The sequence below is a fragment of the Kribbella sp. NPDC003557 genome, from assembly GCF_040610805.1.
Classification (GTDB): domain Bacteria; phylum Actinomycetota; class Actinomycetes; order Propionibacteriales; family Kribbellaceae; genus Kribbella.
The window spans coordinates 72,832-84,841 of the sequence record NZ_JBEXMY010000009.1; the positions used below are offsets into that span (position 1 = coordinate 72,832).

The 12,010-nt window shown below is 71.4% G+C and carries 10 protein-coding genes; 4 read left to right on the top strand and 6 right to left on the bottom strand.

The window, feature by feature from the left end:
* Positions 1 to 28: 28 nt before the first annotated feature.
* From ABZW60_RS33960 to ABZW60_RS33975, 4 genes are all read right to left on the bottom strand, one after another.
* Entirely contained in the window at positions 29 to 3,583 is a 3,555-nt protein-coding gene (locus ABZW60_RS33960; RefSeq protein WP_355483920.1) for an Rne/Rng family ribonuclease, read from the bottom strand.
* A gap of 156 nt (positions 3,584 to 3,739) precedes the next feature.
* A complete protein-coding gene (locus ABZW60_RS33965) occupies positions 3,740 to 4,567 on the bottom strand; it encodes a TIGR03936 family radical SAM-associated protein (protein ID WP_355483922.1) in 828 nt (275 codons plus the stop codon).
* Positions 4,568 to 4,598: 31 nt separating this feature from the next.
* Positions 4,599 to 5,099: an anthrone oxygenase family protein gene (locus ABZW60_RS33970; RefSeq protein WP_355483924.1), complete on the bottom strand. Its 501-nt coding sequence runs from the start codon at positions 5,097 to 5,099 to the stop codon at positions 4,599 to 4,601.
* Between the two features lie 101 nt (positions 5,100 to 5,200).
* Positions 5,201 to 7,438 carry a M64 family metallopeptidase gene (locus ABZW60_RS33975; protein WP_355483926.1) on the bottom strand — a complete coding sequence of 746 codons (2,238 nt, stop codon included), beginning with the start codon at positions 7,436 to 7,438 and terminating at the stop codon, positions 5,201 to 5,203.
* 149 nt (positions 7,439 to 7,587) lie between these two features.
* On the opposite strand from ABZW60_RS33975, the gene ABZW60_RS33980 reads away from it, so the two are divergent.
* From ABZW60_RS33980 to ABZW60_RS33990, 3 genes are all read left to right on the top strand, one after another.
* Complete coding sequence (locus ABZW60_RS33980) at positions 7,588 to 8,385, top strand: lysophospholipid acyltransferase family protein (RefSeq protein ID WP_355483928.1); 798 nt, start codon at positions 7,588 to 7,590, stop codon at positions 8,383 to 8,385.
* 39 nt (positions 8,386 to 8,424) lie between these two features.
* Positions 8,425 to 9,303 (top strand): prephenate dehydratase, encoded by an 879-nt coding sequence (locus ABZW60_RS33985; protein ID WP_355483930.1) that lies wholly within the window; start codon positions 8,425 to 8,427, stop codon positions 9,301 to 9,303.
* A 196-nt stretch (positions 9,304 to 9,499) separates the two neighbouring features.
* Positions 9,500 to 9,928, top strand: coding sequence for a hypothetical protein (locus ABZW60_RS33990; protein ID WP_355483932.1), 429 nt, complete (start codon positions 9,500 to 9,502; stop codon positions 9,926 to 9,928).
* A 5-nt stretch (positions 9,929 to 9,933) separates the two neighbouring features.
* Here ABZW60_RS33990 and ABZW60_RS33995 read toward each other — a convergent pair whose 3' ends face one another.
* Entirely contained in the window at positions 9,934 to 10,374 is a 441-nt protein-coding gene (locus ABZW60_RS33995) for an NUDIX domain-containing protein (protein ID WP_355483933.1), read from the bottom strand.
* A gap of 37 nt (positions 10,375 to 10,411) precedes the next feature.
* Between ABZW60_RS33995 and ABZW60_RS34000 the strand changes: the two genes are divergently transcribed.
* Entirely contained in the window at positions 10,412 to 11,392 is a 981-nt protein-coding gene (locus tag ABZW60_RS34000) for a GNAT family N-acetyltransferase (RefSeq protein ID WP_355483935.1), read from the top strand.
* 1 nt (position 11,393) lies between these two features.
* Here ABZW60_RS34000 and ABZW60_RS34005 read toward each other — a convergent pair whose 3' ends face one another.
* The gene (locus ABZW60_RS34005; RefSeq protein ID WP_355483937.1) at positions 11,394 to 12,005 is read right to left on the bottom strand and encodes a DedA family protein; all 612 of its coding nucleotides are present in this window, start codon (positions 12,003 to 12,005) and stop codon (positions 11,394 to 11,396) included.
* Positions 12,006 to 12,010: the final 5 nt, after the last annotated feature.

Here is a 12,010-nt window from a genome sequence, read left to right on the forward strand (position 1 = left end):
GGGTTGGGCCTGCAAAGTTGAAATCGGCTTAGCTGCCGGTAGTGACGAGTTCCGAGGGGTCGGTCGCGTCACCGTCGGTAGCGGTCTTGCTCCGGCTGCGGCTGCTGCGCCGCCGCCGGGTGGTCTTCGGGGCGCCGTTCTGCGCCGCGTCGGCCTCAGCCGCGGCCTCGGTGGTCTCAGGCTTGGTCTCAGCCGTCGCCTCCGACGCGGTGTCAGCCGTCGCGTCAGCGGCCGGGGCCGGGAAGCCGGTGGCCTCGGGGCTCACGTGCTCCTCGGCGTCGGCGGAGACCGGGTAGCCGGTGGGCTCCGGCGTACCGCCGCCCTGCTCGCCCTCGGCGTCGTCCTTCTTGACCGACGCCGCGGCGATCTGGGCCAGCCGCTGCGCGGCGTCGCCGTTGTGCTGCGGGGCCTCGGCCTCGGCGACCTGCTCGTCGTCGCCCCGGCCCTTGCCGCGGCGGCGGCGCGAGCTCTTCCGGCCGCCCTCCTCCGCCTGCTTGCCGTGGTCGTGACCGTTGCCCTGACCGCCCTGACCGCCCTGACCGCCCTGGCCACCCTGGGCGTTCCCGCCCTGGCCGTTGCGGCCGTCGCGGCGACGCGACTCCTTCGGCTCGTCGTGCAGGATCAGCCCGCGGCCACCGCAGTGGTCGCAGTTCTCGCTGAACGCCTCGAGCAGGCCGGTGCCGATCCGCTTCCGGGTCATCTGGACCAGGCCGAGCGAGGTGACCTCGGCGACCTGGTGCTTGGTGCGGTCGCGGCCCAGGCACTCGACCAGCCGGCGCAGCACCAGGTCCCGGTTCGACTCCAGGACCATGTCGATGAAGTCGATGACGATGATACCGCCGATGTCGCGGAGCCGGAGCTGCCGGACGATCTCCTCGGCCGCCTCCAGGTTGTTCTTGGTGACGGTCTCCTCGAGGTTGCCGCCGGAGCCGGTGAACTTGCCGGTGTTCACATCGACGACCGTCATCGCCTCGGTGCGGTCGATGATCAGCGAGCCGCCGGACGGCAGCCAGACCTTGCGGTCCAGCGCCTTCTTGATCTGCTCGTCGATCCGGTAGTTCGCGAAGACGTCGCCGTCGCCGCTCCACTTCTCGACCCGGTCGGCCAGGTGCGGCGCGACGCCCTCGACGTACTCCCGGACCTGGTCGTAGGCGCGGTCACCGGAGATCACCAGCTTGGCGAAGTCCTCGGTGAACAGGTCGCGGACGACACGGATCAGCAGATCCGGCTCGCCGTACAGCAGTTGCGGGGCCTGGCCGTTCTTGGACTTCTTGTCGATGTCCTCCCAGGCGGCCTGCAGGCGGCTGACGTCGGCGGTCAGCTCCTCCTCCGACGCGCCCTCGGCCGCGGTCCGGACGATCACGCCGGCCTCGTCGGGGACGATGTCCTTGAGGATCGCCTTCAGCCGGTTCCGCTCGGTGTCGGGCAGCTTGCGGCTGATGCCGCCGTTGCCGCCGCGCGGCACGTACACGACGTACCGGCCCGGGAGGCTGATCTGGTTGGTCAGGCGGGCGCCCTTGTGGCCGATCGGGTCCTTGGTCACCTGGACCAGGACCGACTGGCCGGACTTCAGCACCTGCTCGATCTTGCGCGGGCCGTTGGAGCCACCGAGGGTGGCCCAGTCGACCTCACCGGCGTACAGCACCGCGTTGCGGCCCTTGCCGATGTCAATGAACGCGGCCTCCATGCTGGGCAGCACGTTCTGCACGCGGCCGAGGTACACGTTGCCGATCAGCGAGGTCTGCTCCGCCGTGGTCACGTAGTGCTCGACCAGGACGTTGTCCTCGGAGACCGCGATCTGGGTCAGGTCCTCGCGGGACCGGATCACCATGGTCCGCTCGACCGACTCGCGGCGGGCCAGGAACTCCGCCTCGGTGACGATCGGCGCGCGGCGGCGGCCGGCGGCGCGGCCCTCGCGGCGGCGCTGCTTCTTCGCCTCCAGGCGGGTCGAGCCCTCGACCGCGGTGATCTCGTTCGCGGTGTTCTTGCTGCGCGGCTCCCGGACCCGGACGACGGTCTCGTCGGGGTCGTCCGGGGAGCCGGCGCCTTCCTCGCCCTTGCGGCGGCGACGGCGGCGGCGCCGGCGGGACGAGCTGCTGCCGGACTCGCCGTCCTCGTCGGAGTCCGCGGCGTCCTGGTCGGCGTCCTCGGCCTGCGCCTCGGTGTCCTGCTCGTCGTCGTCCTGGTCGTCGTCGGACTGCTCGTCGGCGCTGTCCTCGGCGTCACCGGACTTGCGGCGACGGCGACCGCCGCGGCGGCGCCGGCGACGGCGGGTGCCCTCGCCGCCGTCCTCGCCGTCCTCGGCGTCGGTCTGCGCGTCCGTCTGGGCGTCCGTCTGAGCCTCGGTCTGCGCCTCGGTCTCCTCGGCGACGGCTTCGGCGGCCTCCAGGACCGGCTCGGCGCGGTCGGCGGCGACCTCTTCGGGGGTCTCGGTGGTCTGCGCCTCGGCGTCGCGGTTGCGGCGGCTCCGGCGGCGGCGCGTGGCCGGCGGCTGCTCGTCGTCACCCGGCGCCGGGGTCACGTCGGAGGTGGCCTCGACCGCGCTGGTCGCCTCAGCCTGAGCGGGCGCCTTCTGCGCGCCGGACTTGGTGTCCGCGGGCGCCTTCTGCGCGCCGCCGTCGACAGGCGCCTGGAACAGCACAGCCGCGGGAGCGGCGGCGCGCCGGCGCGTACGCCGGGGGGTGGTCTCCTCAGCCGGCGCCTCAACAGCCGCCTCCGCGGCGGGCGCGTCGGCAGCACGGCCTGCGGCAGCCTGAGCGCCGTCGGCGGCAGATCCGGCGTCGGTCGCGCCCGAGCGACGGTTGGCGGCCTGGGCGCCGTCGGCGTGGCCGTCAGCGGCAGATCCGGCGTCGGTGGCGCCCGAGCGGCGGTTGGCGCCGGCCCGGCGGCGGGTACGCCGCGTGCCCGACTCGTCGCCGGCGGGCGCGTCGGCCGCAATCCCGGCGTCGGTGGCCGGGTCCGTGGCTGCCGGTTCGGTGACGGCCGACTCGGCGGCGGTCGTCGACGTACGGCGGCGGGAGGTGCGCTTGCGGGCAGGCGCCTCAGCGGCCGATGCCGCGTCGTCCGCGGTGGGGGCGTCGGCGTTGGCGACCGGGCCGTCGGTGGTCGGGGCTGCGTCGGTCGGCGGTTGCTGGGTGGTTTTCTTGGTGGTGCGCTTGCGGGTGGTCTTCTTCGCCGCGGGGGCGCTCTCCACGACCGGGCCGGCGTCGGCGAGCGACGTCGTGGTGTCCTCGGTGAGCTCCGGGAACGTGTCCTGGCCGGCCGTCTTCTTCGCGGGGCGCTTCGCGGCCTTCTTGGCCGGGGCTGTCGCGGCGGCCTTCTTCGCCGTGACCTTCTTCGCGGCGGCGGCCTTCTTGGCGGCCGTCTTCTTCGCCGGCGCCGGGGCCGGGTCGGCCGCCTGGTCGTCGGACTGGGTCGGGACCGCCGTCACGTCGTCGGCGACGGCCTTCTTCGCCGCACGCTTGCGCGGCGTACTGGTCTTCTTCGCAGCCGCGGCCTTCTTGGCGCTCTTGCGCGCAGAGGCGGCGGGCTGGGCGGGGGCAGCGGTTTCGGCTGCTTCGGTGGTCGGCTCGTTGTCGAGCATGTAGTGCGGGTCTCCTCAAGCCCTCCGGCGCATCCTGCGACCCCTGTCACGGGTCCGGGCGCGGCCACAAGGCGGTCACGGTTCGCCCCACCTGGCCCTCGGGTACTGCACGGGCCGCGGTACGGCGGAAGCCTGCTGGATCCGCTCCGCCCGCGCTCAGGGCACAGAGGGAGCGGCGGCGTCGCCCTCCGCTGTGTGCGTCTGGTGGGGACCTGCCTGGCCGGTCGCGGTCGCCTGGTTGGCGTCGCGGTCACGAGCGAGCGGGTCTTCCACCGTGCCGGTGTCCGTGGTGAGCGGGCCCTGGGCGAGCCTGGTCAAAAGAGCCGGGCCCGTCACCGGGAGCGTCGCTACCTCGAGCACGCCGGCGAGAACGTCGTCGGGTCTCACGGCCGGGGTTCCGTGCCGTAACACCACTTGCAGTATCGCACACGCCGCAACCGACCCCGGTTCACTCACGACGGTGAGTCGGAGAACGGCAGCCCGACAGTCGAACGAGCGAAGCCCCCGTTTGGTCATGCGCTCGACCAGAATTTCCTCCCGGCCCAGGAACGCCTGCACCGCCGCCGCGGCCGCCTCCGGATCCGCCCCGGGCAAGGCGATCCGCCACTCACTGGCCTCCAGCCGCTCCGCCAGCGCCCCCGGCCCGGCGACCACCACTTCGAGGACGTCCAGGCCGGGCGGCAACGCCTCGTCGAGCGCGGCCCGGACCTGTTCGGCGTCCCGCTCCTGTGTGAGCGAAATCTCCAGGTACTCCGCCTCCGAGGCGGCCCCGGTCGGCGCCGCACCGGCGTACGAGATCTTCGGGTGCGGGCTGAAACCGTGCGAGAACGCGACCGGCAGCTCGGCGCGCCGGACGGCGCGCTCGAACGCCCGCTGGAAGTCGCGGTGTGAGGTGAATCGCAGCCGCCCGCGCTTGGCGAACCTCACCCGCAGTTTCTGGACCGCGGGGAGCTGCTGCGACGGCGGGGCTTGAACTGGTGGCACAGACGCATTCTCGCAGGCCGCGCCCGGCACGTCAGGGCTGGGCCGCGGACTTGCCGGTCAGGTAGAGCGCCCAGCCGAGGATTCCGAAGGAGACCAGCGCGAGCAGGGTGCGGACCAGGTTGAAGGTCACCCATCTGGCCTCGTCGAAGGCCGCGCGGGCCGCCGTGACGTCGATCGTCGACGGGTCGCCGGCCGCTTTCAGCGCGTCGTTCAGCGGGACGTTCACCGCGATCGTCAGGATCATCGAGACCAGGTAGAGCACGAACGCGACCGCGATCCACGGCAGCGCCTTCTCCTTCAGGCTGAGCAGACCGGCGAGGCCGGTGAACAGCAGTGCGCCGACGAATCCGAGGCCAAGGAACAGCGGGTTCACGATCGCCCGGTCGACGGCCGTGAACGCCCCGACGAAGGTCCTGTCGTCGGTCTTCGCGAGGCCCGGCATGAACGCGTTCGCGTAGATCCCGTACACGCCGGCCACCAGGCCCGTCGTCATCGTGGCCGCCATCAACGAGGCCACCCGCAGTCCGTTCATCTCACTCCTTCGGTACGGCGGGAACTCCCCGCACCGAGAAAGCTAGAAGATCCGGACCACCGGGGACATGTCGGCGAAACTCACCTGCATGTCCGCCCGGCTCAGAGCTTCGCGCACTGCCCTGAGCGCGGCCCGGACACCTTGTTCGGCGCCTCCAGGTTGGTCGGCGCCGGGGTGTTGCCGGAGCAGCTGAGCGGACCGTCGACGGTGTTCCCGGCGAGCGTGACCGGGTCGGTCGTGCGGCTGTTCGTGACGGAGAGCGGCCCCTGGACCGTGCTGCCGACCGCGACCAGGCTGCGGGTGACGCCGTCAGCGCTGACCGGTCCGGCGACCGTGGAGCGCAGAAGGTGCAGGTCAGCCGCCTGATCGGCCCGGACAGGCCCGTTGAGCCGCGAGTCGGTGGCGACCAGGGATGCGCCGGCCGTGACGAGCACCGGGCCGCTGACAGTCGCGCCGGTCAGGCAGGTCACGCCTGAGCGCACGTACAGCGGCTCGTCATGCGTCCCGGTCAGGGTCGTCGTACAGGCCGGTGCGGGGCGCAGCAGCGTGACGGCGAACGAGCGCGGGTCGCCGATGTTGCCAGTGGCATCGATGGCGCGGTACTCGACCCGGTGCCGCCCGTACCCCGGGGGCACGTCGTCCCACGGCACCACCCGCGGTACGCCGATCTTGCCGTACACGAGCTGGTCGATGGTCGTCCCCGCGGCGGTGAACCGGAACGGCGCGGACGCGTCGGTCGGCCAGCCGTAGTAGTTGTACCAACCGTCCCCGTCGACGCGGAACTCCGGTACGACGTACCCCGTGCTGTCGTCCCGCGCCGCCAGCCCCATCGTGAACGCGTCGTTGTAGACGTACTCGGGACCGGTCGGTTTCTGCACCGTGAGCAGGGGTTCCGACATCGTTGGGGTGACCACCGGCTGTACGCCGTCCACGTCCCAGCTGAGCGTCTGGGTGCCGGCTGTCGCAGTCAGCGTGTGCCGGCCGGTCAGCCGCAGCGGAGCCAGGTCGAGGTCGCGGTCGTTGCCCGGGTTCGCGACCGGCTTGCCGTCGAGCGTCCAGGCGATCGCCCCGGCCGACTGCGCGGTCTCGGCGTACACGACCTCGTCGGCACTCACCGGGTGGTCGGTCGAGGTCGAGCCGGTGAACACCGGCTCAAACGTTTGCGTGGCGCGGAGGGACGGGTCGACGGTCCACGTTCGGCTCGCCGTCGGGCGGACGGCGGGATCGCGGATGAACTCGGTGGGGTCGACGATCGTCGCCTTCAGCGTGTGGGCGCCGGGGCCGACGTCGAGCGTGGACAGGTCGACGGCGCGGGCGTTCGCGGTCGGCAGCACCGTGCCGTCGAGGGTCCAGGTGACGTCGAGCTCGTGGTCGACCGGGTGCAGGGTCTGCAGCCAGACGACCTGGTCGGCCGCGACCGGGCCGGCCGGGGTGCTGTCCTGGAACAGGTTCGCCTTCGCGGACAGGCGCTGCGTCATCCGCTCGCGGGACGGCTGGTCGAAGTAGTACCCGAGGGCCTTCATCATCGAGTGCGCGCTCGGCCGCCAGACGCCCGATCCGGCGTACATCCCGCCCTCGTAGCGGCCGATCGTACCGCCGGACTCGGACGGCTCCCCCAGCCAGCGGTACCACTTCTTCTGCTGCGCCAGCATCTGCTGCTCGGTCAGCAACGTGTGGTGGATCGAGGACGGCTCCGGGCCCTGGTACGGCGCTCCGCGCTCGCCGCGGGCGTAGTAGTCGTACTCGTCCTGGAGCCCGCCGAGCGAGTGGCCGAGCTCGTGCGGCGTGATCAGCGCGGAGAGCGCGTTGCCGCCGGACGCGGTGGCGTACGTCCCGCCCGCGCCGCCGTACGTGTCGCTGTTGCCGATAGCAAGAATCTGCCGGTTGGCGCTGGTGGTGCCGGGGACCAGATCGGCGTACTGCGTCGCGGCCGCCTGGCTGACGGTCAGCAGCCGCTGGACGCTGCCCGGGTTGCAGCCGCCCCAGAAGCCCATCTGCAGTGGGGTGTCGCGCTTCGGGTCGGTCAGGCCGGGATCGCAGTCGACGCCGGACTCGGGCGAGGCGATCTCGACGGCGTACACGTTGACGTAGTTCCGGTACGACTTGAACGGCTCGATGCTCCAGAGGATGTTCAGGTGCTTGTCCAGCTGCTCGCGGAACCTCGGCAGCTCGGCCGCGGTGTAGCCGTCGCCCATCACCACCAGGTTGAATCGCGACGAGGCGGGTCCGGTGACCTGGATCGGTACGACGGTCGCGTCCGGCGCGGCCGCTCTCGCGGGCAAAGTCACCAGAGCCCCGGCCAGCAGCGCCAGGACCGCGATCAGGAGCTTCGTGCGCATGGTTCTCTCCCCCACCTGGGCGACGGTGCCGTCAGCAGCTTACGAAGGTCCGGCGCCGGGTGTGAGGAGTTCCCGCGTGGCGGCGTACGAGCCAAGCGGGCGATCGTGCGGCATCATGTGGGTCGGGGAAGAGTGAGGAAAGGATGCTGATGACGGAACCGGCACAGTCGCCGCGGCGGGAGCCGGACCCTGCGGTCGTGGATGCCGGGGACGGCGACGGCAAGGGCATCTACTGGGTGCTGAAGAACGTGATCGTCGGACCGCCGGTGAAGCGGATCTTCCGCCCGAACGTGATCGGCGCCGAGAACGTGCCGGACACCGGGCCCGCGATCATCGCCAGCAACCACCTCTCGTACTCCGACTGGATCTTCATGCCGCTGGTGCTGCGGCGGCGCGTCACGTTCGTCGCGAAGTCCGACTACTTCACCGGGGCCGGGATCAAGGGCCGGTTCCAGCGCGGGTTCTTCAAGGGCACCGGCCAGGTGCCGATCGACCGGTCCGGCGGGTCGGCGTCCGAGGGCGCGATGCGGGCCGGGATGAAGGTGCTGGAGCGCGGCGAGCTGTTCGGCATCTACCCGGAGGGCACCCGCTCGCACGACGGCCGGCTGTACAAGGGCCGGACCGGCGTCGCGCGGCTGGCGCTGGAGGCGAAGGTGCCGGTGATCCCGTGCGGCGTGATCGGGACCGACGTGGTCGCCCCGCCCGGGAAGGTGGTCGCGTCGTTCGCGTCGCCGACGGTGAAGTTCGGCGAGCCGCTGGACTTCTCGCGGTACGAGGGCATGGAGGGCGACCGGCTGATCCTGCGGGCCGTCACCGACGAGATCATGTACAAGATCATGGAGCTGTCCGGGCAGGAGTACCTCGACATGTACGCCACCAAGGCCAAGGCGCTCGAGGGTCGCGCGGTCACCGGGGCGCCGACGAAGGTCCGCAAGTCGGACACCTGATCCGGCTGGTGAGATCGGGTGGGTCTACCCTGGGAGATCGTGGACGGACCGATCGCTTACCAGGGTGAGCCAGGCGCCAACTCGGCGATGGCGTGCACCGACATGTTCCCGGACCGCGAGCAGCTGCCCTGTACGACGTTCGAGGACGCGCTCGAGGCGGTCAGCAGCGGCCGCGCCGGGCTGGCGATGATCCCGGTCGACAACTCGATCGCGGGCCGGGTCGCGGACATCCACCACCTGCTGCCGGAGTCCGGGCTGCACATCGTCGGCGAGTACTTCCTGCCGATCCACTTCCAGCTGCTCGGCGTCCCCGGGACGACGCTGGACCGGATCCGGACCGTGCGCAGCCACGTGCACGCGCTTGGGCAGTGCCGCAAGATCATCCGCGAGCACGGCTGGTCGACGGTGGTCGCCGACGACACGGCCGGCGCCGCGCGCGAGGTGTCCGAGCTCGGCGACCCGACCGTCGCGTCGCTGTCCCCGCGGGCCGCCGCCGGGCTGTACGGGCTGGAGACCCTGGCCGCGGACGTCGAGGACGAGCACCACAACACGACCCGCTTCCTGGTCCTGTCCCGCGAGCCCGAGGTCCCGCCGGTCGACTCCGGCCCGGTGATCACGTCGTTCGTGTACCGCGTCCGGAACGTGTCGGCGGCGCTCTACAAGGCGCTCGGCGGGTTCGCCACCAACGGCGTCAACATGACCAAGCTGGAGTCGTACCAGCTCGGCGGCATGTTCTTCGCCACCCAGTTCTACGCCGACATCGAAGGCCACCCCGAGGACCCGAACGTCGCCCTCGCCCTCGAAGAACTCGCCTTCTTCTCCGTCGAGGTCCGCATCCTCGGCGTCTACCCCGCCAACGACTTCCGCGCCCAAATAGCCGAACCCGCCGCCAACCGCGCCCTCCGCCCGCACCACTGACGTTGCAGGTCGTCCTGATCGGCGGGACATCGAACGTCGGCAATCCACGGTCGCCGGGGTTCTGGCGGAACGGCTCGGCTTCGACGTCGTCTCCACCGACCAGCTCGGCCGGCATCCCGGGCGACCGTGGGCCGGCGCGGGGAGGGACGTTCCACCCCATGTCGTCGAGCATTATCGGTCGCTGACCGGCGAGCAGTTGCTGGATGCTTTGCTCGACCACTACGACCGGATGTGGCCGCGGATCGAGGAGTTGGTCACGGCTCGGCCGTCGGCGGGGCTGGTGCTGGAGGGGTCCGGAGTCTGGCCCGCGAACGTCGTCCGACTGACCACGCCGTACACCAAAGCTGTCTGGCTCACAGCGGACGAGGACGTCTTGGCCAGCCGGATGCGGAGGGCAAGCAGGTACGACGAGTTGCCCGACGGGAGCCGCCGACTGGTCGACAAGTTTCTCGCCCGATCGCTGGGCTACCAGACGAGAATGCTGACCCTCGTCGACCACCTCGCCTTGAACCACCTGGACGTGACCACACCCCGCTCCCCCGAGCACGTCGCCGACGAACTCCTTGAGCTGACGCGCTCACACGACGGTTGGCCGTCGAGCGACGACACCTCGCGGGGACTCTGAACAAGCTATTGCCTGTTCACGGTCCCCGGTGGGTGTCTCCCGAGCACCGTGCGCACCGCGGCGCTCAGGCAGGTTGTATCGCCGGTGCGTAGGTCGAACCACTCGTAGCCGGCGGTGTCCGGGGAGGTAACTGGGGCGGGTGGTGAGGCGAGGGCGAGGTCCAGGACCACGCCGTGGTGGTGGAAGTCGATCGGCGCGCCGGTGGACGACTGCTGGACGTGGACGTCGAACGGCCGGAAGGCGCCCGTGGCGCTGATGGTCAGGCCGAGTTCTTCCTGGAGTTCGCGTTCGAGGGTTTGGGGCCAGGTCTCGCCGGGCTCGGGGCGGCCGCCGGGGAGGTCCAGGAGGCCGGTGTACGGGCCGCGGGTCTTGTGGACCAGGAGGATGCGGCCGGCGTCGCGGATCCGGGCGTATACCCCGAAGTGGCACTGCGGTGCTGAGCCCATCCCGGGATGGTAATTGGCGGGCGGATAGGGTCGCGGGATGCGGATTGTGGTGGTGGATGGGCAGGATCCGGAGGTTTTCCGGCGGTTCTACGCGGTGAAGTTCGGGGTGCGGCAGGAGGAGTTGGAGTTTCCGGCCGGGATGGGGCTGGAAGAGGCTCGGGTGGTGATGGCTCGGGAGCATGCCGAGGTGCGGGCGGACGGGCTGGGGCTGGTGGACGGGGACACCTGGCTGGGGATCGCGTGGCTCGACTGGTGGCTGGTGGGGAACACCGACACCGTCGACGTGGAGCTCGCCGTCGCTCCGGAGTACCGGCGCCGCGGGGTGGCGACGAAGCTGCTCGACGCAGCGATCGAGCGGGCGAAGGCCGAGGGCCGGAGCATCGTGTCGGGGACGAACATGGCCGGCGACCCGGTGACCGGTGAAAGCCCGGGTACGGCGTTCGCCGCCGCGCGCGGGTTCGTGAAGAAGCATGCCGAGCTGCACCAGGTGGCCGAGCTGCCGCTGGCCGACCTCCCGGACCGCCCGGTGGACGGGTACGAGATCGTCCAGTGGCGGGAGCACACGCCCGACGAGTGGATGCCGCAGTTCGTCGAGCTGCTCAGCGGGATGAGCGAGGACGTGCCGACCGGCGATCGCTCGACCGAGGCGGTTCACTGGACACCCGACCTGGTCCGCGACAACGAGGCGCGCCGGCTCGCGCAGGGCCGGTTCACCTACACCACGGCCGCCGTCCACACCGCGACCGGCGAGCTCGCGGCGTACACCCAGATGGGCGGTACGCCGGAAACCCCGGACCGCCTCAACCAGTACGACACCTATGTACGCCGCTCCCACCGCGGCAACGGTCTCGGCATCGCGGTCAAGGCCCCGAACCTCCGCGCCCTGCAGGCCGGCGTCCCGCTCCCCGCCGTACTCCACACCTGGAACGCCCCCGAGAACACCCCGATGGTCGCCGTCAACACCAAGCTCGGCTTCCGCCCGGTGGCCCAGCGCACGATGTGGGAACGGGCGATCTGACCTACCGCACCCGCTCTGCCCGGTGGCGGCGCACCCTCCACACCACGATCGCAGCCACGACAACACCCGCCACCACCAGCGCAGCGACGCGGCCGAACGTCTTCTCGACGCGCGTGTACGACGTGCCGGCGAGATACCCGAGCAGCACAACAGCCGTGCCCCACACGAGTCCGCCGGCCGCGTTGTAGCCGAGGAACTTCGGGTACCGCATGCCGGACATCCCGGCCAGGGCCGGCATCGTCGCGCGGAGGAACGCCACGAACCGGCCGAGGAACACCGCCGTACCGCCGCGCTCCGCGAGCTGCCGCCGGGCCGTGTCGAGCCGGCTCGCCCGGCGTTGCAGCACGCGGTGTCCCAGCAGGCGGGGCCCGAAGTACCTCCCGACCTCGTAGCCGACGCTGTCCCCGAGAATCGCCGCGCCGACCACGACCGCCAGGACCACCGGCAGCAGCGTGTGCCCGAGGGCCGCCGTCACGCCGCCGAGCACCGCGGCGGTCTCCCCCGGCAGCACGAACCCGACGAACAACGCGTCTTCGGCGAACACCAGCAACCCGACCATCCCGTAGACGGCGATGCCGTGCAGCCCCAGCAACCAGTCGGTCAGTCCCTTCACTCCTC